Annotated in this window: 18 protein-coding genes and 1 pseudogene; 2 read left to right on the top strand and 17 right to left on the bottom strand. The window is 64.7% G+C overall.

Annotated elements, in window-relative coordinates; translation table 11 throughout:
• Positions 1–186: 186 nt before the first annotated feature.
• Positions 187–1191 (bottom strand): alpha/beta fold hydrolase, encoded by a 1005-nt coding sequence (locus AC1D3B_RS07050; RefSeq protein ID WP_478189935.1) that lies wholly within the window; start codon positions 1189–1191, stop codon positions 187–189.
• Between the two features lie 425 nt (positions 1192–1616).
• On the opposite strand from AC1D3B_RS07050, the gene AC1D3B_RS07055 reads away from it, so the two are divergent.
• Positions 1617–2645 carry a GlxA family transcriptional regulator gene (locus AC1D3B_RS07055; protein ID WP_478189936.1) on the top strand — a complete coding sequence of 343 codons (1029 nt, stop codon included), beginning with the start codon at positions 1617–1619 and terminating at the stop codon, positions 2643–2645.
• A gap of 692 nt (positions 2646–3337) precedes the next feature.
• Here AC1D3B_RS07055 and AC1D3B_RS07060 read toward each other — a convergent pair.
• The 9 genes from AC1D3B_RS07060 to AC1D3B_RS07100 are packed head-to-tail and all read right to left on the bottom strand — an operon-like array spanning position 3338 to position 15129.
• The gene (locus AC1D3B_RS07060) at positions 3338–5248 is read right to left on the bottom strand and encodes an ABC transporter ATP-binding protein (RefSeq protein WP_478189937.1); all 1911 of its coding nucleotides are present in this window, start codon (positions 5246–5248) and stop codon (positions 3338–3340) included.
• A gap of 12 nt (positions 5249–5260) precedes the next feature.
• Positions 5261–6541, bottom strand: coding sequence for an SfnB family sulfur acquisition oxidoreductase (locus AC1D3B_RS07065; protein ID WP_478189938.1), 1281 nt, complete (start codon positions 6539–6541; stop codon positions 5261–5263).
• A gap of 48 nt (positions 6542–6589) precedes the next feature.
• A complete protein-coding gene (locus AC1D3B_RS07070) occupies positions 6590–7432 on the bottom strand; it encodes an ABC transporter permease (RefSeq protein ID WP_478189939.1) in 843 nt (280 codons plus the stop codon).
• A complete protein-coding gene (locus tag AC1D3B_RS07075) occupies positions 7429–8403 on the bottom strand; it encodes an ABC transporter permease (protein WP_478189940.1) in 975 nt (324 codons plus the stop codon). Before AC1D3B_RS07075 ends, AC1D3B_RS07070 begins: the two co-directional genes overlap by 4 nt.
• 5 nt (positions 8404–8408) lie before the next feature.
• Positions 8409–10022 carry an ABC transporter substrate-binding protein gene (locus AC1D3B_RS07080; RefSeq protein ID WP_478189941.1) on the bottom strand — a complete coding sequence of 538 codons (1614 nt, stop codon included), beginning with the start codon at positions 10020–10022 and terminating at the stop codon, positions 8409–8411.
• An 18-nt stretch (positions 10023–10040) separates the two neighbouring features.
• Positions 10041–11243 carry an acyl-CoA dehydrogenase family protein gene (locus AC1D3B_RS07085; protein ID WP_478189942.1) on the bottom strand — a complete coding sequence of 401 codons (1203 nt, stop codon included), beginning with the start codon at positions 11241–11243 and terminating at the stop codon, positions 10041–10043.
• A complete protein-coding gene (locus tag AC1D3B_RS07090; RefSeq protein ID WP_478189943.1) occupies positions 11233–12852 on the bottom strand; it encodes an ABC transporter substrate-binding protein in 1620 nt (539 codons plus the stop codon). Before AC1D3B_RS07090 ends, AC1D3B_RS07085 begins: the two co-directional genes overlap by 11 nt.
• Before the next feature lie 47 nt (positions 12853–12899).
• Positions 12900–14111, bottom strand: coding sequence for an LLM class flavin-dependent oxidoreductase (locus AC1D3B_RS07095; RefSeq protein WP_478189944.1), 1212 nt, complete (start codon positions 14109–14111; stop codon positions 12900–12902).
• A gap of 10 nt (positions 14112–14121) precedes the next feature.
• A complete protein-coding gene (locus tag AC1D3B_RS07100; protein WP_478189945.1) occupies positions 14122–15129 on the bottom strand; it encodes a tripartite tricarboxylate transporter substrate binding protein in 1008 nt (335 codons plus the stop codon).
• Between the two features lie 216 nt (positions 15130–15345).
• On the opposite strand from AC1D3B_RS07100, the pseudogene AC1D3B_RS07105 reads away from it, so the two are divergent.
• Positions 15346–16941: pseudogene (locus tag AC1D3B_RS07105) on the top strand (rhodanese-like domain-containing protein); the annotation flags it as partial.
• A gap of 30 nt (positions 16942–16971) precedes the next feature.
• Here the strand turns inward: AC1D3B_RS07105 and AC1D3B_RS07110 are convergent.
• From AC1D3B_RS07110 to acuI, 7 genes are all read right to left on the bottom strand, one after another.
• Positions 16972–18660, bottom strand: a complete 1689-nt coding sequence (locus AC1D3B_RS07110; RefSeq protein ID WP_478189946.1) for a rhodanese-like domain-containing protein — start codon at positions 18658–18660, stop codon at positions 16972–16974.
• 64 nt (positions 18661–18724) lie between these two features.
• A complete protein-coding gene (locus tag AC1D3B_RS07115; protein WP_478189947.1) occupies positions 18725–19741 on the bottom strand; it encodes a Bug family tripartite tricarboxylate transporter substrate binding protein in 1017 nt (338 codons plus the stop codon).
• Positions 19738–20361 (bottom strand): hypothetical protein, encoded by a 624-nt coding sequence (locus AC1D3B_RS07120; protein WP_478189948.1) that lies wholly within the window; start codon positions 20359–20361, stop codon positions 19738–19740. Before AC1D3B_RS07120 ends, AC1D3B_RS07115 begins: the two co-directional genes overlap by 4 nt.
• 372 nt (positions 20362–20733) lie before the next feature.
• Positions 20734–21210, bottom strand: coding sequence for an SDR family NAD(P)-dependent oxidoreductase (locus tag AC1D3B_RS07125; RefSeq protein ID WP_478189949.1), 477 nt, complete (start codon positions 21208–21210; stop codon positions 20734–20736).
• A 33-nt stretch (positions 21211–21243) separates the two neighbouring features.
• On the bottom strand, positions 21244–22245 hold the full coding sequence (locus tag AC1D3B_RS07130) for an NADP-dependent oxidoreductase (RefSeq protein WP_478189950.1): 1002 nt from the start codon (positions 22243–22245) through the stop codon (positions 21244–21246).
• 30 nt (positions 22246–22275) lie between these two features.
• Positions 22276–23139: an alpha/beta fold hydrolase gene (locus AC1D3B_RS07135; protein ID WP_478189951.1), complete on the bottom strand. Its 864-nt coding sequence runs from the start codon at positions 23137–23139 to the stop codon at positions 22276–22278.
• A gap of 17 nt (positions 23140–23156) precedes the next feature.
• Positions 23157–24143, bottom strand: coding sequence for an acrylyl-CoA reductase (NADPH) (acuI, locus tag AC1D3B_RS07140; protein WP_478189952.1), 987 nt, complete (start codon positions 24141–24143; stop codon positions 23157–23159).
• Positions 24144–24166 lie beyond the last annotated feature (23 nt).

Here is a 24166-nt window from a genome sequence, read left to right on the forward strand (position 1 = left end):
AGGCGTCGGATCTCAGGTTGAAAGATTCAACCGGGACTTAGCAATATGGAGGTCGGTATCGGGCGAATGGTCGACATTCAGCGTCCAATGTAAGGTTGTTCGAATGCCTTCAGCACATGAGCTGCGGCGGGAGTGTCGTGCGACTGCTCGAAACCATCGGAGGTTGAACGCTAAGCTGGGTAGCACCTATGCCCCTTGCAGAATAAGTCTCCCGACCTCCTCGGGTTTGTCGATCATCAGCCAGTGACCCGCCTCCACCGACTTCACCGTGGCATGTGGAAAGTTCGCTGCGATTGCATTGGCGGCTTCCGGAGTCAGGTAGGGATCCTCAGTTCCCCAGATGAGCGATACCTTCGGGGCGAACTTGCGGACGTCAGAAAGTCGGGTCGTGTTGTAGGCCACGTTGTCCCTGACCTGAGAGGTCATCTGACGAAAAGCTGGTCCTGCCCCGGCCGCGAAGTTCTCGCGAACTATCGGCCGCAGGATACCGTTGAAGCGCTCCTGGAGCGCAGGAGGCATCTTGGCCTGGAAATGGCTGTCCTGAAAGCTCAGTAGCCAGTTCATCATCTCAGGCGTCTTCAGAAGCGTGTCCGCGAGATCTTTCAACGATGGGTTTCCAAATACTTCGATGATCTCCGGAAGCCTCAACGTCGGCGATTCCGCGTAATAGCAGTTCATCAGACAAAGCCACTGGATCCGATCAGGATGGTCTATCGCGTAGTTGATGGCAATCGGACCGCCGGCGTCATGACCGACGGGGATGAACTTCTTGAGCTTCAGCGCGTCGGCCACGGCAGCCAAGTCGCCTACCTGCTGATCGAACGTGTAGCGAAAGTCCGCAGATGCAACCTTTTCCGACTGTCCGAAGCCAAGAAAGTCGAAAACGACCACGTGCCGGCCGGCCTTCGTCAGGTACGGTACGACGTAGTCGTAGATATGGAGATTGTCCGGGAATCCGTGCATCATGACGTAGGCAGGACCCTGCCCCGGATATTCACGAACGTAAGTCATGTGGCCGTCATGCGGTATGCGATGCTCGCGGTACGGGACCGCTGAGGCCATCGGAGGCGCAAGGTTGTATGGGGCCTCTGCTGCGCGAGCTGATTTCGGCAGGGAGAGCGTCAGACCGCCGGCGGCAGCTGCGAACAGGAGGTCGCGGCGTGATATCGGGCTTCTGTTTAGCGGGGTCATTTCAATTCTCCTCTGGAGAGCTTCGACATCTGGGTGCACGGCGGCGGTAAGCCTGACTGGTTGCAGACCGGCTGAGCATGACGGTCCTGCCAGACAGGCGGACAAAGCGCGCTTGCGGAGGCAAGGCACCGCGTCGTGAGTTTGCGTACGGCAGGCCTCGATGCGGAGCCTGAGTTGGTCACCACCGCAAAGTCAGGTGCGCACGGTTCTTCATGGCGGGTGCATGGACCCGCCTTGTAAGCGGGAATGACATGCGGGTCATTGCAGAACTCGCAGCGCTGATTCCTCCGAAGGGAAGCGGAGTTTCCATGTCGCATGCTCCTGAAAGTTTCGTTGACAGGCGATCACTGTAGAAGTCATGGCAAGACAAAAGTGACAGTTCATGGACGATTTATGCCGAAATGGAACTACCCGACGGAGCCCAAATGACCAAACGAAAGCTGCCCGGCAAGGCACTCCAGGTGGCGGCGCGAAGGCGCATCGTCATCCTCGGCCTGGTGCCTGTGGTTGCCCTTGATGTCATCGGTCCGGCAGAGGTCTTCACGCTGGCGAATCGCCTGAGCGGATCCCACCCTCCGCCGTACATCCTCGATCTGGTGTGCTCAGGGAGCGACCTCAATCTGCAGAGTGAAACAGGAATCGCGCTGACAGCACACCGCACGCTCGAGCAAGAGCGACGTTCAAGCAAGCCCATCGACACGTTGGTCGTGACCGCAGGGTTCAGCCCTGAGCAAAGCCTGGACCGCACGGCCATCGAGTGGATTCGAACGCGCTCGCGCACAGTAAAGCGGGTGTGCTCGATATGCGTGGGAGCTTTTGCTCTCGCCGACGCGGGCCTGCTGGATGGCCGTCGGGCGACGACGCACTGGGGAATGGCGCGACGTCTGGCTGAACTTTATCCTGCGGTTCGAGTTGACGCGAACCCAATCTGGATAAAGGACGGCAACGTGTACACCTCCGCCGGCATATCGGCAGGCATCGACCTCGCGCTCGCCCTGGTGGGCGAGGACCTGGGCAGGGACATCGCTTTGGAAATTGCCAAGAATTTGGTCCTCTTTCTTCAGCGTCCTGGTGGACAGGCACAGTTCAGTGTGTCCTTGCAAGCGCAGCATGGACTCAGTTCGAAGCTTGAGGAACTGCGCGCCTGGATCACCGAACATCTGCACACAGACCTCACAGTCGAAGTCCTTGCGGACAAGTCGGCCACCAGTGTGCGAACGCTGATTCGAGTTTTCGAGCGAGAGTTCGGTACTACGCCGGCGAAGTACGTCGAAGAAGCGCGCCTTGAAGCCGTTTGCAGGGCGCTGGAACTAGGTGGACGCTCTTTGGAGGAGATTGCGCGGCGGTGTGGTTATCGGAGTGTCGATGTGCTCCGAAAGGCATTCGCCCGTCGACTAGGCGTAAGCCCGAAAGAGTACTCCAAACGATTTTCCATCGCTTCGGCAGAAGCCTGAATCTCTCCACTATGCGACATAGGGCAACATGCGTGGCATCTGCTGTCCGAGCTGGCATTGGCCCAGTTCCTGAACGCCAGTCCGGCAGTCCGGGGGACGCGGCTGGGAATGACGATAGGAGAGGCTGCTTGTCATACGCCAGGCCTAGCACTGGTCCTGGTGACGCGGGATCGGCTGCTCAAGGCGCAAACCACTATTGACGAAGTGCTGAAGGGCGCGAAGGCTATCGACGGCCCGACCCTTTGGCTGGTCCCACATTGGCCTCGTAGGCGTGAACGGGGTCACGGCGCGAGCAAGTTGGCCGTTTTCCGGTCCGGCTTGCACGCCAGCCGCCGCCGCCAATCTCAAGTGCTCATGCCATCTGCGTGTGGATGTTGCAGCGTGACAAAGTGCTCGATCGCAAGCTGTCGCACAGCAATGGATTGAACGGTAAAACTGACGGTAAAGCGCCGCGAGTTTTCATCGAAGTCCAGGGTTGACGCGGCTTTTCAGGCCTTCAAGATGATGGAGTGGGAGTGAGGGGTATGGCAGCGCTTCTCAGCGAGCCGGGGCGTACCAGGGAGGGCGAAGCGATTTTCTTTTGGCTACTCTGACGGTGCCGACTCGAATGATCGTACCGATCGGCGGTGAGAGTAAGACCCGAGCTGCCCCTGTCCAAAATCGCTTCGTTCCATTTCCACGCCCGCCACGGTCTACGCCAAGAAGAAGTGTCCGGGCGTCACTTCACAATAGGATCTGGCGGGCGAAATGAAGTCTAGGGACCGGACCGTGCCGAGGATCTCATGTGTTTTTTTGCCGGCGTGCCGAGAACCACGTCGCCTAGGGTCGGGCACCGGCACGGCAGCCAACAGACGCTTCGTGTACGGATGCTGCGAATCATTGAAAACTGCTGAGCGCGGGCCGATCTCGACGATCTCCCCCATGTACATGACCGCTACGCGGTGACTGACGCGCTCCACGACGGCCATGTCGTGCGAGATGAAGACGTAGGCAAGCTTCAGGCTGGCCTGCAGTTCGAGCAGCAGGTTGACGACCTGCGCCTTGATCGACACATCCAGGGCCGATACCGCCTCATCGGCGACGATGAGATCGGGCTTCAGCGCGAGCGCACGCGCGATGCAGATGCGCTGGCGTTGCCCGCCTGAAAACTCATGCGGATAGCGGCTGGCCATGCCGGGCTCGAGGCCCACTTGCACAAGCAGCCGCGCAAGCTCGTCGGGTACGCCGTCGCGCTCGATGAGCCTGTGCGCCAGCAACGGCTCCACGATGGCGGAGCCGATCGTCTGGCGCGGGTCGAGACTGGCGAACGGGTCCTGAAAAATCATCTGCACGCGTGCGCGCATCCGGCGACGTTCTTCGCCTTCGAGCGTCGAGAGATCTTGCCCGTCGATCTTGATGACTCCTTGGGTCGGCCGCGTAAGACCGACGATCGATCGGCCGGTGGTCGACTTGCCGCAGCCCGATTCGCCGACCAGCGCCAGCGTCTCGCCGGGCTGCAGCGAGAACGAGACGTTCTCGACCGCATGCACCCGGCCGGTTACGCGGCGGAACAACCCGCCGCGGACGTCGAAGCGGGTGGTGAGCCCGGTTACTTCGAGGATCGGTGTTGCCGTGCGTGCCACCGTGTCGGGCAGGCGCAGCGCCGGCAGTGCGATGCCGGTGGTCGGGTTCACGATGTCGAAGGCGAGCGGCTGCGACTCGTGGGCCATCGAACCCAACTGCGGCACTGCGGCCAGCAACGCACGCGTGTACGGATGCGCCGGCTGCTTGAAGATCTGCGTCGTCGGACCCGCCTCGACATGCACGCCCTGGTGCATGACGACAGTGCGGTCGGCGATCTCGGCCACCACGCCCATGTCGTGCGTGATGAAGAGAACGGCGGTGCCTTCTTCGGATTGCAGCTCCTTGACGAGGTCGAGGATCTGCGCCTGGATGGTGACGTCGAGGGCGGTCGTCGGCTCGTCTGCGATCAGCAGTTTCGGCTTGCAGGCAAGCGCCATCGCGATCATGACGCGTTGCCGCATACCGCCGGAAAAGCGGTGCGGGTACTCGTCGTACCGCGAGGCCGCCGACGGGATGCGAACGCGATCGAGCAGGCGGATGGCTTCGGTCCGAGCTTCCTTCCACGACAGCCCGCGGTGAAAGACCAGCGACTCGGCGATCTGGACGCCGACGGTCAGCACCGGGTTCATGCTGGTCATCGGCTCCTGGAAGATCATCGCGATCTCGTTGCCGCGAACGCGGGACATCTCGTCGTCTTCGAGGCCAAGCAGCTCTCGCCCCGCGAGGCGGACACTGCCGGTCACGCGGCTGGTATCGGGCGCCAGGAGCCGCATCACCGAAAGTGCCGTCACGCTCTTGCCCGAGCCCGATTCGCCGACGATGGCGACTGTCTCGCCGGGTCCGACCGTGAACGAGACATCGCGGATGACCGGCCGCCACTGGCCCGCCATGAGAAAGGATGAGGTCAGCGACGAGACATCGAGCACCGTTCCCGGCGGGGTGCCGTCAGAAGCTCGTGCGGCGGTTGTCGAAGGCGTCGTGGACGTCGCGCGTGCCTTGCGGCCGGCACCGACCAGCGGAGAAAACAGGATGTCGTTCATGCAGGGCAGATGTCAGATAAGGGAGCGCGGGCCGGGCTCGACGCCGTTCAGGAAGTAGTTGCCCAGGTGATAGAGCTTCCACCGCAGCGGATCGTGCAGCGTGTGCGTGCGCGCGTTGCGCCAGTGCCGGTCGAGATCGAACTTCTCCTGCGTGGCGCGCGCGCCGGTCAGCGCGAACAGCTGGTCGCCGGCCGCGAGTGCGGCGCGGCCGCAGGCGATGCGTGCATCTGCCGTGGCGAGGCCGGCTTCGAGCGCTCGGGCCGAGTCGCCGGACGTGCGGGCCGCGTCGATCTCGTGCGCCGCGTGCCGAAGCAGCCGTTGCGCCGTACGCACCTGCAGCCCGAGTTCGCCGAAGCCCTGGATCACGAAGGGTTCTTCGGCGTGCGTCGCGTTCGGGTTGTCGATCCACGGCCGGTTGCTGTCGAGGATGTAGGCGCGTGTGTCGGCCAGGGCTTCTTCTGCGATGCCCAGGTCGATGGCCGAATGGATCAGCGCTGCGAGCAGGCGGGTCGGGCGATCGCGGTCGCCTGCCTTCTCGTAGGGGAAGACATGGAAGTCGGGGACGAAGACGTCTTCAAACAGGGTGGTGCCGCTGGCCGTGGTGCGCTGGCCCATGCCGGTCCAGTCGTCGAACAGGGTCACGCCAGCGGCCTTCGCGTCGACGAAGAACATGAACTGCTTGCCGTCGCCATCGAAGCCGATGAAAGGAATCCACTGCGCGAAGCTGGCGCCGGTCGAATAGAACTTCTTGCCGGTGATGCGCCAGCCGCCTTTCACTTTCTTCAAGTCATGCTCGTAGACGCCAGCCCGGTTGCGCGTGTTCTCCGAATGGGCGTTGCCGATGCTGTCGCCGGCCAGTACGCGGCCATAGAAGAAAGCGGCCTGCTCCGGCGTGCCGAAAGAGAACACCGGCAGGAAGCAGAAGTGGTTCTGCGGGATTTGCCCCACGCTCGGGTCGGCCCCGGAGAGGATGCGGATGACCTCGGCGACCGTGACCGCACTGGCGTCCAGCCCGCCGTGTGCGCGCGGTACCGTGATCGCGAAAATGCCGGCTTGCTTGAGCGCTGCGATCTCGTCGTGCGGCAGGCGGCGTTGCCGGTCACGCTCGATGGCGCCTTGGCGAACCTCGCCGGCAATGCGCAGTGTCTCGGCGATCGCTTCGGCGTCGGAGGAGAGACGGCGCGCTGCTGTGCCGGGCTGCACGTGGGCGCGCCCGGACGCGCGCTCGGGCGCAGCAACAGCAGCGTGCCCCGCATTAGCAGGCCGCGCCGAATCGATGACGTCGTTGGACATGAGAGAAAGCTTTCTTGAAGGCGAGCGTGTGGGTGAGCGCGATGCCTTTCAGCGATCGGCCCGTGGATTCAGGATGCGGTTCAGGCCGTTGCCGAACGCGGTGATGGCCAGCACCGTCAGCACGATGGCGAGCCCCGGAATGGCGGTGATGTACCAGGCCGTGCGGAGCACCTGCCGGCCCGAGCCGACCATGCTTCCCCACGACATGACGTTCGGGTCACCCAGGCCCAGAAACGACAGGGCCGCCTCGGTCAGGATGGCCGAACCCGCCAGCAGCGTGCCGGTCACGATGGCCGGCGAGATGGCGTTGAGCAGGATGTGCCGCACGATGATGTTGATCGGCCGGATGCCGAGCGCAAACGCTGCCTGAACGTATTCGCTCTCACGGATGCGCAACGTCTCGGCACGGATGAGCCGCGCCGTCTGCGTCCAGCTGGTGATGCTGATGGCAGTCACGATGCTGAAGATCGACGGCTGCAAGATCGCGACGATCGTCACCACGAAGACGAGTGGCGGCATCGTCTGAAACAGCTCGGTCACGCGCATCAGCGCATGGTCGACCCACTTGCCGAAGTAGCCGGCCGCCAACCCGACGGCGATGCCGATCGCCGTCGAGATCGATGCTGCGATGGCGCCGACCAGCAACGACACGCGCGCGCCATAGACCACGCCGGTCAGGATGTCGCGGCCGAACATGTCGGTGCCGAGTGGGTGATGCACGTCGGCGCCCGGCCAGAGAAAGGGCGCGGCCACCATCGCGAACGCGTCGCGCTGGAAGATGAGCGGCGCACCGACCGCCAACAGGGCGGCCAGCGCCAGGCCGAACAAGGCGACGAGCGATGCGCGGTCGCGCCCGAAGCGAACGTAGAAAGCACGAAGGCGAACGTTCATTGCAGCTGGATGCGCGGGTCGAGCGCGGCATAGAGAAAGTCGGTCACCAGGTTGGCAGCGATCACCAGCAGCGAGGTGCAAAAGAGGATGCCGAGCAGCAGGTTCAGGTCGCGCTGCATGACCGCATCGAAAGCCAGTCGCCCCATGCCGGGCCACGAGAACACCGTCTCGACCACGACCGAGCCGCCGATGAGCGCGCCGATCTGCATGCCGGTGACGGTGAGCACCGGCAGCAACGCATTGCGCAACACGTGCATGCGCGAGATGCGCCCGTGCGGGAGGCCCTTGGCGCGGGCCGTGCGCACGTAGTCCATCTGCAGCACTTCGAGCACCGAGACCTGCGTCAGCCGCGCATAGATCGCGATGTAGAAGATCGACAGGGTCAGTACCGGCATCACCATGTGCTTGGCAACGTCGAGCGCATACGCCCAGCCTTCGTAGTCCGCGTCGAGGTCGTAGATGCCGCCGGTCGGCAGCCACTTGAGCTCGATCGAGAACAGCACAATCAGCATCAGCCCGACCCAGAACAGCGGCGTGGCGAAGCCGACGGTCGTCGCGATGGACGCCAGGCGGCCGGCCCAGCGGCGCCGGGTGACCGCCGCGAACCAACCGACAGAAACGCCGACGATGGCAGCCACCGCCAGACTCGAGCCGACCAGCAGAATTGTCGCCGGCAGGCGCGAGCGGATGAGGTCGGTTACCTCGCCGCCGTTGCGAAACGAGTAGCCGAGATCGAAGGTCAAGACCTTCTGGCAGTAGTGCAGCAATTGCTCCCACACCGGCTGGTCCGTTCCGAACTGCTGGCGCAGCGCCGCCATGAACTCGGGTGTCGCCGCACCGGCTTCGCCCGCCATCACGTCGGCCAGGTCGCCGGGCGCGAGCCGCAGCAGGAAGAAGTTGACCAGGATGATGAAGAACGCGACGGGTACGACTTGGCCCAGCCGCGACAACAGATAGCGAAGGTGGCGCATGCGGGTCAGCCCTGCTTGTCGAGCCAGGCCTGGTCGAGCGCTTTCGCGTAGCCGTCGCGCCAGGTGTTCAGGCCCTGAAGGTTGTTGCCGACGATGCTGAAGTGCTGGATCTCCAGCAGGTTGACCGATGGCAGGTCGTCCTGCGCGATTTGCTGCAGTTGCACCAGCAGATCGCGCCGCTTCTTCGCGTCGTTCTCCGTAAAGCTGGCCTCGATCAGCTTGTCGGCTTTCGGGTTGACGTAGCCCGGCCCGTTCGACCAGGCCACGCCCTTCAGGATCGACTTGCTCCAGTAGCGGCGCAGCACGCCGAACTGCGGGTCGGCCGCCGAGTTGTAGTAGGTGCTGTAGGTGTCGAAGTCGCGCTCGCCGTAGATCTGCCGCAGGAACGGCGCCAGGTCGAGGTTGACCAAGTGCAGGTCGATGCCGACCTGTTTCAGCGACTCGCGCATGAATTCGCCGGCACGCTTGAAGAGGTCGCCGTACGGCATCGTGTAGTGGTTGATGCGCAGGCGCACGCCGTTGGCATCGGGCTTCAGATCGGCCGCATCGAGCAATGCCACGGCCTTTTTCGGGTCGAACGGGTATTGCGTGGTTTCGGCGGCGTAGAGCTCAGCATGCGTGCGCGGGATCGGGCCGGTCGCGGGCTTGGCGAAGCCGTACCAGACTCGGTCGGCCAGCGCCTGACGGTCGATGGCGTGCGCGAAGGCGGCGCGCACCCGCTTATCCTTGAACTGCGGGCGATCGAGGTTGAAGTCGAAGAAGAACACCGGCACGAAGGTGCCGTATCCACCGGTTTCGACATGGATGTTCTTCAGCGTCTTCAGCCGCTGCACATCGGCAGGCGGTACCGCGCTGAACGGCGCGTAGTGCACTTCGCCAGCCTCGAGCGCGGCCGCGCGTGCGCCCGGATCGGGGATCGTCCGGAAGCGGATGCGGTTCACGTACGGGCGATCCTTTCGCCAGTAGTTCGGGTTCTTCTCGAGCAGCACGTACTGCCCGCGCACCCACTCCTTGAAGACGAACGGACCGGTGCCGACCAGCTTGCCGTTCCACGGATTGCTGAGCGGCGAACTGCCCTCGTACAGATGGCGCGGCAGGATGGCAGCCTCGGCGCTCGAAAGCACTGACCAGATCGCGGGCGAGGGCTCCGACAGCCTGAAGATGGCCGTGTAGGCATCGGGCGTATCGACGGCTTCCACCGCCTTGTAGGCGGTGCCGGCACGCGGGTTGACCTTCTTGATGACTTCCAGCACGGTGTACTGCACGTCGGCCGAGGTAAAGGGCTTGCCGTCGTGCCACTTCACGTCGGGACGCAGGTGGAACGTGATCGTCTTTCCGTCAGGCGATGCCTCCCAGCGCTCGGCCAGCGACGGTGTGGGCTTGAAGTTCTGGTCGTATTCGACGAGGCCTTCGACGACTTGCGCCGCCAGGATACCGGCAGTGTTCGAGTTGAAGAGAAAGCTCGACGGCTCGGGTTCGAGGTTAACGACCAGGGTGCCGCCGCGCTGGACAGCATCGGCTGCGTGCAGCAGGCCGGGAAGGCCGAGCGAAAGTCCGACCGTGGTGCCGAGGGTGCTGCCGATCAGTTGGCGACGGGTGAAGTGACGGCTGAGGGTCATGCGTTTTCCAGGGAGTCTTTAATAGGTGAAGGTGTTGGGCGGCGCCTTGCCGCTCAGCAAGCGTTCGCCGATCACGCGGAACTTGTGCGCGAGAGGGTCGTGCAGCGTGTGGGTGCGCGCGTTGCGCCAGTGGCGGTCGAGGTTGAGCGCGCTGGCCGCGGCCGATGCGCCGCCGACCTCGAACAGTTTTTCGGACGCGAGCAGGGCGGCGCGGGTGCTGACGATCTTGGCGTTGGCGACGGCGATCGACGCGTCGATCAGCAAGGCATCGACTTCGGGCGTGTTCACCCTGTCAGCAGGCGTCGCATACAGCGCTTCGGACGCCAGGTCGAGCGTCCGCGCCGCCAGCAGCACCGATGCTTCGGCCGCGAATGCAGCCGCGGCGATCTCGCCCACGACGTGATGCACGACAGGGTCGTCGACCACGCGGGCATGGCCGCTGTCTCGCGAGGGGCGGGCCTTCGTCCGCGCATGGAGCACGGCGTCGTCGAGCGCTGCGGCTGCGATGCCGGCGTCGATGGCGCAATGGATGATCTGCGAGCCCGCGCCGGTATGGTGGCGGCGTTGTTCCCATGGTGCGAGCGCGATCAATTCGTCCTGCGCGACCGCCACGTTGTCGAAGCGCGCGGTACCGCTGGCCGTTGCGCGCTGGCCGATGGTGCGCCAGTCGTCGCCCAATTCGACCCCTTGTCGCGTCACCGGCACGATGGCAAGAAAACGCCGTCCTTCAAGGTCCAGCGCGCCGACGAAGGTGTAGTCGGCCAGCGCTGTGCCGGTCGCGTAGAACTTGCTGCCATCCAGGCGCCAACCATCGCCATTCTGCGCAAGCCGAGTGCGCCACTCGCCCGCGCCACCACCGACTTCCGAGATCGCATTGCCGAAGAACATGCCTTCCGCCGCCGCACCGAGGTAGCGCCGACGCTGCACCTCGCTGCCCATCAAACGCACGCGTTCCAGAAAGATGAAATGCGGCTGTAGTGATTGCGCCACGCTGGCGTCGCCGGCCGCAATCTGCAGCACCAGATCGACCAAGGCCTCGAAACTCAGCCCCGCGCCACCGTATTGCGTCGGCACGCGAAGCGCGCCGAGGCCCGCTTCGCGAATGCGACGGATGGCACCGACCGGCAAGGTCGCGTCGATGTCGCGCTGCGATGCCGTGCCCGCGAGCTCGCGCCGGATAGCGCGCGCCTCGCGTGCCAGCGTGGTTCGATCAAGCCGCAAGAGAGACATTCTTCAGCGACGCGCCGTTGCCGTCCGGGTTAACGTTGACGCCGGACAGTCGGCTCGAAAACACACGGAATGGATGCTGTTCGAGCAGCGTGATCGAAGGCAGGTCGGTCTGTGCCAGGTGTTGCAATGCGTGGATGGCTTGCCGGCGCTTGGCGACATCGCCTTCGGTCTGGATGGTGTCGATCAGCGCGTCGGCTTTTTCGCTCGAATAGCCCGACGCGTTGGACCACGGCGTGCCTTTCTTGATCGCCTTGCTCCAGAAGCGCCGGTGCACGCCGATCTGCGGATCGGAATACGCCGCGTAGAAAGAGTTGAGCGTGTCGAAGTCGTTGTCGGTGAAGACCTTGCGCAGAAAGGTCGGCAGGTCGTTGTTGCGCAGCGTGACCTCGATGCCGACCGCCTTCAGCGACTCGCGGATGAACTCGCCGGTCTGGCGGTATTCATCGCCATAGGGCATCGGGTCGTGCGTGATGCGCATGCGAATGCCGTCGGCGCCGCGCTTGTGACCGGCCTCGTCGAGCAGGCGTTCGGCCAGCGCCGGATCGAACGCGTAGGTTGGAACGTCGGCGGTGTAGAAGCTCGCCTGATAAGACGGCACCGGGCCGGTGGCAGGCGTCGCAAAGCCGTACCAGACCTTTTCGGCCAGCGCCTTCTTGTCGATGGCGTGTGCGAAGGCGCGGCGTACCCGCACGTCCTGGAATTGCGGCCGGCGCAGGTTGAAGTCGAAGAAGAACATCGGCGCGCTGGCCTCGTTGCCGCGCGTCTCGATGACCAGCTTGGCGTTGCGCTTGAGGCGCGGCACGTCGGCCAGCGGCACCGGACTCAAGGGCGTGTATTGCACTTCGCCGGTCTCCAGCGCGGCGGCGCGTGCGCCGGAATCGGGGATGAAGCGGAAGCGGATGCGTCGCACGTTGGGGCGCGACTTGTCCCAGTAGTCCGAGTTGCGTTCGAGCAGCACGTAATCGCCGCGCGCCCATTCCTTGAAGACGAAGGCGCCGGTGCCGATCGGCTTCTGGTTCCAGGGGTTCGTCAGCAGGTCGGTGCCTTCGTACAAGTGGCGCGGCAGGATCTGCGTCTCCTGGTTCAGCACCGACCAGACCACCGGCGCGCGGCGCGAGAAGCGGAAGATCGCCGTGCGCGGATCGGGTGTGTCGACGCCGGTCAGCGCTGCATAGAAGCCACCGCCGCGCGGGTGCACCTTCTTCATCAGTTCCATGATGGAGAACTGCACGTCGGCCGAAGTGAACGGCTTTCCGTCGTGCCACTTCACACCCTGGCGCAGCCGGAAGGTGATCGACTTGCCGTCGGCGGACTCTTCCCAGCTTTCGGCCAGCGACGGGGTCGGCTTGAAGTCCGCGTCGTACTCGACCAGCGCATCGAAGATGTTGCTGGAGATCGCCAGCGCCGGTGCCGAAATCGCGATGCCGCCGACCAGGCCTTGCGGCTCGGGAACGATGTTTGCCACCAGCGTGCGGCTGCCCGAAGTCTCTTGCGCCCATGTCAGCGACGGCAGCGCCGCGCCAGCGACCGTGCTGGCCAGCGCCCATTGCGATTGGCGCAGGAACGCGCGGCGGCTGAGCCGAGAAAGTTCGACAGTCATGAAAACCTTGGAAAGAAAAATTGAATCGGTGCGTGGCTTGGTCGACGTCAGCCCGCGATTACCGCCGGCTCGGCAGCGGCTGGCTCGACGGCCGGCAAGCGAAGCCCGGCTTCGACCATCAGCGGCAGCACGTGCTGCGCGAAGTGCTCGAGATCTTTGGCGAAGTCGTAGAAGGTGATCTGCACGCCGTCGCAGCCAAGCGCCTTCAGCTTCAGGAAGCCTTCGACGATCTGCTCCGGGCTGCCGACCAGATGCAGGTTGCCGCCGATGGCACGGTGCGATCGTTTCTGGTTGGCCCAGGCTTGCGCATCGCCGCGTCGGCCGTGATCGGCAAAGCCCTCGACGGCACCGGTGTCGGCCGCGCCTTCGATCGCGTCGCGGTAGGCCAGGGCCTCGCGCTCGGTGGCCCGGCAGATCACCATCGGATTGATGATGGTCCGCACTTGGCGTCCGCGGGCTGCGGCCGATGCCCGGATCGCCGCGATGTGCGGCGGCAAGGTCGCGATGGCATCTTCCATCTGGTTGCCGCCGGGGCTGGTGATGAACATCAGGTCGGAGTGCCGCGTGCCGTAGTCGATGCCCGCTGGCGAGCCGGCGGCGTTGACCAATATCGGCCGGCCATAGCGCGGCTTGGGCGTGATGAAAGCGTCTTCCATCGACCAGAACGGACCGTCGACGGTCAGGTTCTCGGTGCCAGACCACAGCTGCTGCAGCCGCTCGACGAACACGTCGGCCATCTCGTAACGCTTGTCGTGCTCGACCTTCTTCATGCCGAACATGGCGGGCTCGCGCTCTGCGTAGCCGGTGACTACATTGATGCCCCAACGGCCGCGAGAGATATGGTCGAGCGTGGCACCGAACTTGGCCAGGTGCACCGGGTGCCACGGGCCATACAGCACGTGGATGGTTGAGATCAACAGGATGCGATCGGTGATACCCGCCAGCGCCGCGGTGGTCATGAAGGCATCGAGCGAGATCTCGCGGTACGAGGTATCGCCGCCGTAGCCGCCCTTGGAAGTCCATTGCGCCAGGCCGAACACCAGGTCGAAGCCGATGGTCTCGGCACGCTTCGTCAATGCGGCGTTGTAGTGCCAGCTCCAGTCGGTGGTTCGCGGCAAGGTCGATGGCGTCCAGCCGCCTTGCTGGATCGGGAGGAACAAGCCCATGATGAGCGGCTGCCGCAGCACTTGCCCAAGCGGGCTGTCGGCGTCGTCGCCGGGGCCGGCGCGCCGGACGATCGCGGAGTTCAGATCGGTCATGCGGCGTGCTTCAACGAAGCTCGATGCCGGATGCCTTGATCGCCTGGGCGTACTTGGGACGCTCCACACGCAGGCTCGCAGTGAGGTCTGCCGGGCTGCCGCCGGCGACCTTGAAGCCCATGTCCTCGAGCTTGGCTCGCACCTCGGGTGAGGCCAGCACGGTCTGGATGTCGCGGTTGATCTTCTGCACCACGTCCGGCGGCGTGCCGGCCGGCGCGAAGTAGCCTTGCCAGCTTTCGACCGCAAAACCGGGCAGTCCGGCTTGGGCCATGGTCGGCACGTCGGGCAAGGCGGGCGAGCGGTAAGCGGTGGTCACTGCGAGTGCCCGCAACTTGCCAGCGCGCACATATTCAGTGACGGCCGCCAGCGTGATGAGTGTTGCATCGGCATGGCCGCCGAGCACGTCGAGCGTGGCGGGCCCGCCGCCCGGATAAGGGATGTAGTTAACCTTGGCGCCGGTCTCCTGCGCGATGATTTCATGGGCCACGTGCGCGATGCCGCCATTGCCCGGCAAGGCGAGACTGATGCTCTCCGGATTGGCCTTGGCGCGGGCCAGATAGTCGGCGAAAGTGTTGATGCCCGTGCGCGGGTTGACGACCAGGATTTGCGGATTGACCACCGCCTTGATGACCGGTGCGAAGGCTTTCTGCCCGTCGTAGGAAAGATCGGGAAACAGGATCGCGTTGAGCGTGAGCCCTTCGCCTTGCTGCAACAGCGTGTAGCCATCCGGCGCGGCCTTGGCGACCCGCGCGGCACCGATCGTGCCGCTGGCGCCTGTCACGTTCTCGACGACCACGGTCTGGCCCCAGAGCGTGCTCAGCCTCTCGCCGAGGATGCGCGTTAACTTGTCGGCACTGCCGCCGGGCGAGACTGGCACGACAATGTGAACGGGCTTGGCGGGGAAGGTCGTGGCATCTCCTGCGTGGCTCGTGCCATGGGCCACGGCGAGCATCAGTGCAGCCGCCGGAAGGAAGGCGAGCAGGCGGGCGTGAAGACGGGGAGTGAGTGAGCGGCGCATCGAGAAATCCGCAGGCAGCGGCATTGCAGAGGGAAGCCGCTGACTCTAGAAATTCCGCGCCGTCGTGCCAACGAATCCCTCCGACTATCGATAGGCGTTTTTCTGCTTTGCCGCGTACAGCGTGCGACGCTAGGGTCTATGGCTCTTCCCTTCGATCGCGCTTCGATCGCACCCACCATGACTCAATCGCTGCAAACCAAAGCCACAACGACCACCCATCCTGTTCTCACGCCGCAAGCGCTCAAGACGCTGCTGGCGAGCAAGGACGAGCTTGCGTTGCTCGACGTGCGCGAAACCGGCGTGTTTGCGCATCGGCATCTGCTGCTCGCAGTGTCGGCGCCCGCATGGCGGCTCGAACTCTCGATCGACCGCCTGGTACCGCGTCGTGACACACGCATCGTGCTGGTCGACGGTCGCGAAGACATTGCGCACGCCGCGGCAACAAAACTCGCCGCACTCGGCTGGCGCAACGTTTCTGTTCTGCAAGGCGGCACCGAAGGCTGGGCAGCGGCGGGCTTCGAGATCTTCAGCGGCACCAACGTGCCGAGCAAGGCGTTGGGCGAGGTCGTCGAGCACCAGAAGCACACGCCGTGGATCGATGTCGACGACCTGAACGCACGCATCGAGCGCGGGGACAACCTCGTCGTCGTCGACAGCCGCACGCCCGAGGAGTTTGTGCAGTTCAGCTTGCCCTTTGCGCGTAGCCTGCCGGGCGCCGAGCTGGTCTATCGCATCGGCGAACTGGCGCCCGATCCGGAGACATTGGTGGTGATCAATTGCGCCGGGCGCACACGCAGCATCGTCGGTGCGCAGACGCTGATCGATGCCGGCATTCCGAATCGGGTGGTGTCGCTAAAGGACGGAACGATGGCGTGGCTGTTGTCGGGCCGCACGCTGGCGCATGGGCGCAGCGCCACGCTGCCCGAGCCCAGCGCAACCACGCTCAGGTCGGCACGGCAACATGCCAGGGCATCGGCATCGCGTGCCGGCGTGAAGTTCATCGACGACAAGGCGCTGCAGTCGCTCGAAGCCGAGCAAGGCACGCGCAGCCTCTACCGCTTCGATGTGCGGACGCGCGAAGAGTACGTGGCCGGCCATCTGGAAGGCTGGCGCTGGGCACCGGGCGGCCAATTGGTGCAGGCTACCGACGAGTACGTCGGCACACGTGGTTCCCGCATCGTGCTGGCCGACTGGGAAGGCGTTCGTGCGCTTACCACCGCGGCCTGGTTGTCGCAGCTGGGCGGATACGAGGTCTACGTGTATGCGCCGCCGCCGTTGCCGACGCTGGTCACGGGCCCGGAGCTGGTTCGTGTGCTGCCTTATCTGCCTTCGGCGCCGCTGTTGTCACCGGCGCAGGCATCGCAATGGATCGAGTCGGGCAATGCGCTCGTGTTCGATATCGACCGGCGTGCCGGCTACGAACGCCGGCATGTGCAGGGCAGCCGCTTCGCGGTACCCGACCGACTGCCGGTCATCCTCGAGAAGGAACCGAAAGGCATCGTGCTGCTGGCGTCCCCGGATGGCGTGCTGGCACGCAGCGTGGCCGCCGAACTGGCAGAGCGCACCGGGCGCGATGTGCGTGCCATCGCCGGCGGAACCGAGGCGTGGGTTGCTGCCGGGTTGCCGGTAGCCAAGGGAGCCGAGGGCGTGCTGACCGGCGACGACGACCACTGGTTCAGCCCGTATGCGCATGCCGACCTGGCCGCGCGCGATGCGGGCTTTCGGGCCTATCTCGACTGGGAGCTGGGTCTGGTCGCGCAGCTCGAACGCGAGACCGATGTGTCGATCAGGCTGGCGCCCGTCGCAGCTTGATTCAGGGCTTGATCTCGCAGCCGATCCGGCCTATGGCGTCGGCTGGCTGCCGAGATTGAAAGACCCCAGTTCGTCGGGCGTGCATTGTGCGATGAGCCCGGTCTCCCATTCGAGATAGCGGCGCGCAGCATCGAGGTTGCCGTCGTGCCGGTCATGCACGAAGCGCAGGAAGTCGATCGCTTCGTCATCCGAAGGCTGGCCCGGTGTGGCGACGGATGGCCAGTCGGCCGCGTCGGTCGACTCGGCTGGTGCCCAGGACACCTGCAGCCAGCCGGCTTCGTGCAGGTCTTGCGCCGCCAGTCGCGCAATCGACTCTTCCGCTGCGAGCAACAAGACCGGGCTGCCATGGTCCCCCGAGGTCAGTGCGCGAACGTCTGCCACCAGCCGCGGGCGGATCGACCAGACCGCGCCCACGGCATGCGAACGCCTAAAGTCTTGCGATGGCCGAAGATCGATGACGGCGGCCGGTCGGGTTGACGCGGCCTTTCGCAAGCCGACCAGTGCTTGCGTGCTTTGTCTTGCCACCGGCGCCAGGTCGGCCAGCGCGCCGATCGCCTCGGCCGGTGCCACGCGCAGGCCGCTGCCAATGCCTTCCGACACGGCGGCCGCTTGCCAACCGAGTCGATTCAGCCAGAGCGCGACGACGCTTGCGCGAATGCCGTCGTCATCGAGCAGAAGGATGCGCGCGTGACGCACGCCGACTTGCAGATCGAGTGCCTGGATCAACTGCCCGCCCGGCGCATTGCGGGCGCCCGGCAGACTGCCTTGCGCACATTCTTCGGGCGTGCGCACGTCGAAGACGAAAGTCGTGCGGCCCGGATCGTCGATCCAGTCTTGCGCCGCAGCCGTGCTGAGCGTTTGCACGCCGTTCTGCTTCAATGCCGCGTCGAGTGCCACTTTTGCAGACGCGCTCTGCGGCGAATTCAACGGTGCTGCCGCCGGTAGCGTTCGGGTGCTGCCGCGCTCCAACTCGAGGCCGGCCAACGCCCATCCCTGCGTCCCGTTCTCGAATGCGTAGACCGGGTTGGGCACGCCGACATCGCGCAGTATCTGTGCACCCACGATGCTGCGCGTGCGGCCGGCGCAGTGCACGACGATCGGTGTTGTCCGGTCTGCTTCATCGGCCAGTTGCGACGACCACCGCAAGGCCAGCTCGCCATTGGGCACCGGCACCGCGCCCGGCAAGGTCATCTTGCGGTGCTCTTCGAGCGTGCGCCCGTCCAGCAGGATGAAGCGCTCGCCAGCTGCTCGGCGCGCGACCAGTTCGGCGGCAGCGATGTGCGGCACGTGCAGTGCATGCTCGACCACTTCGCCGAAGGTCTTCGAGGGCACGTTGACGCCCTTGAACAAGGCGTGGCCGCTGCGGCCCCAGGCGGGTGCGCCGCCTGTGAGCACCGAAAGATTCGAGTAGCCCAAGGTCGCCAGGCAGCGGGCTGCACGTGCGGAGAGCCGCGCCGACGCATCGCCATCGTCGAACAGCACGATGCGCGTCTGCAAGCGCGGCACCAGTCGAACGATGTCGAGTTCGAGCCGGCTGTACGGCGCGTGCACCGCGAATAACGGATGGCCTTCACCGTATTGCCCGTGCTCACGGACATCGAGCAGGGCGATCTCGTCTCTGTCGCCGAGCCAGCGTTGCAGCGTGGCGGCGTCGATCGGGGCAGGGGAGGCGGGTTGGCGGGGTGTCTTGGAATCGATTGGCACGGAGCGATTGGTCACGAAATCCTCTGTTGAGGCTGCCTATTTGACGGCAATGGGAAAGCCTCGTGAACGCGTCGGGCAATCAACCGACGACCGCACCCGACGACGTGACCAACTGATGCCAGAAGCCGACCTGCTGCTCGACGAACGCGGAGAACTCGGCCGGGCTGCTCGGCGGCGAAAGTTCGTAGCCGGCATCGGTCAAGCGCTTCTGCAATTCGGGCTCGGCAAGTGCGCGTGCGGCAGCGCCATGCAGTCGCTCGATCACCTTGGCTGGCGAACCGGCCCCGACCACCAGGCCGAACCAGACGCCGGTCTGCTCGAAGCCTTTGAGGCCGGCAGCGGCGAGCGTCGGTACTTGCGGCAGCGATGCCGCGGGCTTGCTCGACGTAACGCCGAGCGCGCGCAGCCGGCCGTCCCTGATCAACGCCTGGCCCGAGGGCAGCGACACGAAACCGAAGTCGACCTGGTTGCCGGCGATCGCAGCGACCTGCTCCGCGGGGCCCTTGAAGGGAACGTGCTCGGTGGTGCGGAGGTCGAGCGTCTGCTGCAGCAGTACGCCGGCCAGATGCTGCGTGGTGCCGTTGCCCGACGAGCTGTAGTTCAGTGGTCGCGTGGCCGCTGCGGCTTTCAGCGCGGCGATGGATGTGATGCCGCTGGCCGGCGAGACGACCAGTACGTTGGGCGTGGTGCCGAACGGGATCACCGGCGCGAAAGACTTCCACGGGTCGTAGCTCAAGCCCTTGAAGAGGGCGCGATTGATCGCGACCGTGGCGGTGGAGCCGAGCCCCAGCGTGTAGCCGTCGGCTGGCGCCTTGGCGACCTGCGCACCGCCGAGCGTGCCGCCGGCACCGGGCCGGTTCTCGATCACGATGGCCTGGCCCAGCTCCTTGCCGAGTGCGGGCGCGATGATGCGCACCAGGATGTCGTTGGCCGAGCCCGGCGTGTAGGCGACGATGAAGGTCAGCGGATGGTCCGGATAGTCCTTGGCGAAGGCGGGGCGGGATGCGAGCAGTCCGGTTCCGGCCAGCGCAGAGAACGCCGGGACTTTAGAGAACGCCGACAGGGCCGAGAAGGCATTGAAGCTGCGGCGCTTCATGATTGCGCCAGCGCTTCGTCTGCCTGCACGGTCGCGTCCTTCGTGTTCTGGTTCGGCGGAAAGAAGGTGGTGTTGCCGCTCTCGTCGAACTGCACGCGGTCAGTCTGCAACTCGAGTGCACGTTCATAGAAGCGCAATTGCCACACCGGCACATCGCCTTCGCCCTGAACGTGGATGCTGTGGATCTCGTGACCGAGCAGCGCCAGGCCGACGCCCGGGCCGACTTCGATCGAATCGATCTGCTGGAAGCCGTGCTCCGGGTCGGCGCGGTACAGCCGGTTTTCTTCGACGCCTTCGAGCCCGACCAGCACCGCCCAGTTGTTGTGGTTGTGGGGCGGGCTCGACTTGCCGGGAAGCGCGAGGGACACATACAGCGCGCGCTTGGTGTCGTCTTGTTCGTTCAGCCGGTACGCGACGAAGTCCTTGAAGGTGCCGCGCTTGGCCGGTTCGAATTCGGACGTGACGAACAGCCGCTTGTACTTGGCGAGCTTGAGCAGTTCGTCGCGCATCAAGTCGACACCTTCGCGCGTCGCGCCGTGGGCCTTTTCGATCGCGGTCAACCGGTCCATCGCTTCGGTGACGCGCAACTGGCGTTCTGCGGCGAGATTCGTGTTAGGCATCGGGGGCTCCAGAAAATGTTGGAGTCTGGTTGCGGAACCCGGTGAGGGCAACGAAGCTTTTCGAGATTCGATATGCGACGATTCGGGCACAGTCCGTTTTGCAACCTCTGGAGTATCCGGGAGCACTCGGTCGCAGCCACACAGAGTTGGATTGGTATGACGGCAAAAGCGACGGTAAAAGCCGATGGATCGGACTGACAAACCTAGTGTTTACGCGGCTTTCGGGACCTGGGAAACAATTGAGTGGGAGTGAGGGCGCCCCTGCAGTTGTCTGCGATGGTTGCCCGCGGTCTCAAGTCCCTTTTCTCGCCGGCAGTGCCAACCGCGGCTTGCCAAGCACTTGAGTCGCCACCCGCGACGCGAACCGCCGCGTCAGGAAACGCACGCCGAAGCACGACAGCTTGTTGAACAGCCCGGGCACCACCGTGCGCTTGCCGCGCAGCATCGCGCAGATCGCGGCGTGCCGCGGTGCTCGTCACGGAGACCCTCGCTGAAGTTGCGCACGAACGCCTTCGACGCGGCGTACAGCGCCATGTTCGGCACGGACTGGTACGCCCCGGTCGACGCGAACCCGGCGTTGTTGATCAGGATGTATCGATCGGGCCGCTGGCGATCGCGGCGTCCCACAGCGCGCGCGGCATCGGGCTTGCCGAGATCCGCGGTGACGATCTCGACCTTCACGCCCTTGCAGCTTGCGGCGACCGCGTCGAGCGCATCGCGGCGTCGCGCCGTCAGCACGAGATCGACGCCGAGTGCCGCGAGCTCACGCGCGATGGCCGCGCCGATGCCGCTGGATGCGCCGGTCACAAGCGCGCGCTTGCCGATGTTGATGGTTGTGTGGGTACTCATATCGTTCTCCGTGTCGTGCCGCATGCGCGTCAGCTACAGCATTTGCACCACGACCTTGCCCTTTGCGCGCCCACTGTCGACGTAGGCCAAAGCTTTGTGGGTGTCCTGAAACGGAAATACCTTGTCGACGACCGGGTGGATTGCGCCTGATTCGATGAGGGAAGTGATCTCACGCAACTGCGCCCCATCGGCCCGCATGAAGACGAACGAGTATTCGCCCCCGATCTTTTTTGCCTTCTTCCTGATGCCGAAACTCAGCAGGCGCAGCACCTGCTGGAGCGGCCAAGCCAGTCCTCGCGCGACGGCGAACGCCGGGGTGGGCGGCCCCGAGATGGAGATGAGATGCCCGCCGGGCTTGAGAACCTGGAGGGATTTGTTCAGCTCGTTGGTGCCGAGGCTGTTCAGCACCACGTCGTAGCCACGAAGCACCGTGGCGAAGTCCTGTTGCTTGTAATCGATGACAACGTCCGCGCCCAAGGCCTTCATCCAGGCGATGTTGGCCGTACTGGTGGTCGTGGCCACGAACGCCCCGAGATGCTTGGCAAGCTGGATGGCGATGGTGCCTACGCCGCCGGAGCCGGCATGGATCAGCACCTTCTGCCCCTTTTTCAGCTTGGCGGTTTCGACCAGCGTCTGCCAGGCCGTCAGGGCCACCAGGGGAAGGGAGGCGGCCTCGACCATGCTGAGATTCGCGGGCTTCAGCGCCAGCGACGATTCTTTGACGGCAATGAACTCGGCGAAGGTGCCGATGCGATCGTCGTCGGGGCGTGCATAGACCTCATCACCGGGCTTGAAGTTGCGAACGCGAGCGCCGACCCGCACGACCGTTCCGGCCATGTCGTTGCCCAGGATCAGGGGGAGGCGGTAGGGAAGAATCAGCTTGAATTCACCGCTCTTGGTCTTCGAGTCCAGGGGATTGATGCTCGCCGCGCGGATCCGGATCAGGACGTCATCGTCCCGGACCTCGGGGTCGGGCATTTCGCCGATGCGGCCAACTTCCTTCTTTCCGTACCGATCGATGATGAAAGCTTTCATGGGGGACTTTTTTTCAGGGTTTTTGATTGTTCAGTCATTGAGGAAGGCCAACGCCTTGGGCACGAACTCGCCGTGGTACTGGAAGATCCCGCCGTGCCCGGCGTCCTTGTAGATGACCAGTTGTGAGCCAGGAATGCGACGCGCCATGTCATGACTGTTCACGGTGGGCACCATGATGTCGTTGTCGCCATTGGCGATCAGCACAGGGATGCGGATGCCGCCCAGATCCTGCGGCGCCTGCCGGCCCCAGGCCTTGATGGCCTTCAGCTGTCGTAGGAAGGCACTGGGCGTCGGCTCCTTGTCCCGATCCGCCTTGCGCTCCTTCAGTCGCTCCAGGAAGGCCTTCGCGGCTTGCCGGCCATTGGCCGTGGAGGTGAAGAACAGGTAGGTCTTTGGATCACGCAGCGTCAACAAGCCTTTGGCTATCAGCGGCCAGGAGACCGCTCCGACCCGTTCGATGCCTTTGCCGCCTGCCGGCCCCGTGCCGGTCAGTATGAGTCGGCGCACCAGGCCGGGGGCTTTCAGCACCATGTCCTGCGCCACGAAACCTCCGAGGGAGAAGCCAAGCAGATCGACCTTCTCGAAACCCAGTGCGTGGATCAGTGCGATCGCATCCCGTGCCATCGCGTCGATGGTCACAGGTGCCGTTCCGCCCGAAGCGCCAATTCCCCGGTAGTCGATGGCGATGATGCGATGCCTGCGAGAAAGCCCATCGACGATACGCGGGTCGAAATTGTCGAGGACCGCGCCCCAGTGGTTGAGCAGAATCAGCGGCACGCCGTTGCGCGGCCCCAGGTCGCGGTACGCGAATGCAGTCCCGTCGACATCGATCGATCGGTTGGGGGTGTCGATGTAGGGCACGTGCGATCCTGGGTGCTTGTCGGTAGGGGGCATCGTCATCGCGTTGGTGGTCAGGCGTTCACATCGACGATGGTGCGCCCCTGAACCTTCCCTGCGAGGACTTGGCTGGCGACTTCAGGCACATCTGCCAGGCCAATCACCTTGGTGGTCCGTGCAAGCTTGTCCAGATCCAGGTCGCTGGCCAGACGCGACCACGCCTGCAGCCGCACAGGCTGGGGCGCATTGACCGAGTCGATACCGGCGAGGGTGACGTTGCGCAGGATGAAGGGCAGGACGGATGCCGGCAGGTCCGCGCCCTGTGCGAGGCCGAAGGCCGCGACCACGCCGCGATACCGGGTCTGCGCCAGGACGTTCGCCAACGTATGGCTGCCGACCGAATCGATGGCCCCGGCCCACCGCTCCTTGGCGATCGGTGCGCCCGCTTCGGACAGGGTGCGGCGGTCGATGACGTCCGCCGCGCCCAGCGCACGCAGGTAGGCGGCTTCGTCGAGGCGGCCGGTCGACGCGATCACGCGATAGCCCAGGCCCGACAGCAACGCGATGGCCACAGAGCCGGAGCCGCCATTGGCGCCGGTCACCAGGATGTCGCCACGCTCGGGCGTCAGGCCGCCATGCTCCAGTGCGAGCACGGACAACATGGCGGTGAACCCGGCGGTGCCGACGGCCATGGCATCCCGGGTCGAAAAGACTCCCGGGACCTTGACCAGCCAATCACCGCTCACCCGCGCCTTCTGCGCGAAGCCACCGTGGTGCGTCTGGCTCAGTCCCCAGCCGGTCGCCAGCACACGGTCGCCGGCGACGAGGCCGGGATAGGTCGATGACTCGACGACACCGGCAAAGTCGATGCCCGGAATCAGCGGAAACTGGCGAATGACCGGTGACCGGCCGCTGAGCGCCATCGCGTCCTTGTAGTTCACCGTCGAGTACTCGACCGCGACGGTGACGTCGCCCGGCATCAGATCCTCGTCCTTGAAGTCGACCAGGCTGCTTGTAATGGTGTCGCCGGTCTTGCTGGCGAGCAGTGCCTTGAACGTCATGTGCTGTCCGTTCCGTTCTGGAG

This window comes from Variovorax sp. P5_A3 (assembly GCF_056400665.1).

Coding starts and splice junctions, on each gene's coding strand:
- AC1D3B_RS07115 (WP_478189947.1), bottom strand. CDS start 19,741: ATGAAGCGCCGCAGCTTCAATGCCTTCTCGGCCCTGTCGGCGTTCTCT.
- AC1D3B_RS07060 (WP_478189937.1), bottom strand. CDS start 5,248: ATGAACGACATCCTGTTTTCTCCGCTGGTCGGTGCCGGCCGCAAGGCA.
- AC1D3B_RS07100 (WP_478189945.1), bottom strand. CDS start 15,129: ATGCGCCGCTCACTCACTCCCCGTCTTCACGCCCGCCTGCTCGCCTTC.
- AC1D3B_RS07090 (WP_478189943.1), bottom strand. CDS start 12,852: ATGACTGTCGAACTTTCTCGGCTCAGCCGCCGCGCGTTCCTGCGCCAA.
- AC1D3B_RS07055 (WP_478189936.1), top strand. CDS start 1,617: ATGACCAAACGAAAGCTGCCCGGCAAGGCACTCCAGGTGGCGGCGCGA.
- AC1D3B_RS07095 (WP_478189944.1), bottom strand. CDS start 14,111: ATGACCGATCTGAACTCCGCGATCGTCCGGCGCGCCGGCCCCGGCGAC.
- AC1D3B_RS07125 (WP_478189949.1), bottom strand. CDS start 21,210: ATGAGTACCCACACAACCATCAACATCGGCAAGCGCGCGCTTGTGACC.
- AC1D3B_RS07075 (WP_478189940.1), bottom strand. CDS start 8,403: ATGCGCCACCTTCGCTATCTGTTGTCGCGGCTGGGCCAAGTCGTACCC.
- AC1D3B_RS07080 (WP_478189941.1), bottom strand. CDS start 10,022: ATGACCCTCAGCCGTCACTTCACCCGTCGCCAACTGATCGGCAGCACC.
- AC1D3B_RS07065 (WP_478189938.1), bottom strand. CDS start 6,541: ATGTCCAACGACGTCATCGATTCGGCGCGGCCTGCTAATGCGGGGCAC.
- AC1D3B_RS07120 (WP_478189948.1), bottom strand. CDS start 20,361: ATGCCTAACACGAATCTCGCCGCAGAACGCCAGTTGCGCGTCACCGAA.
- AC1D3B_RS07135 (WP_478189951.1), bottom strand. CDS start 23,139: ATGCCCCCTACCGACAAGCACCCAGGATCGCACGTGCCCTACATCGAC.
- acuI (WP_478189952.1), bottom strand. CDS start 24,143: ATGACGTTCAAGGCACTGCTCGCCAGCAAGACCGGCGACACCATTACA.
- AC1D3B_RS07070 (WP_478189939.1), bottom strand. CDS start 7,432: ATGAACGTTCGCCTTCGTGCTTTCTACGTTCGCTTCGGGCGCGACCGC.
- AC1D3B_RS07130 (WP_478189950.1), bottom strand. CDS start 22,245: ATGAAAGCTTTCATCATCGATCGGTACGGAAAGAAGGAAGTTGGCCGC.
- AC1D3B_RS07050 (WP_478189935.1), bottom strand. CDS start 1,191: ATGACCCCGCTAAACAGAAGCCCGATATCACGCCGCGACCTCCTGTTC.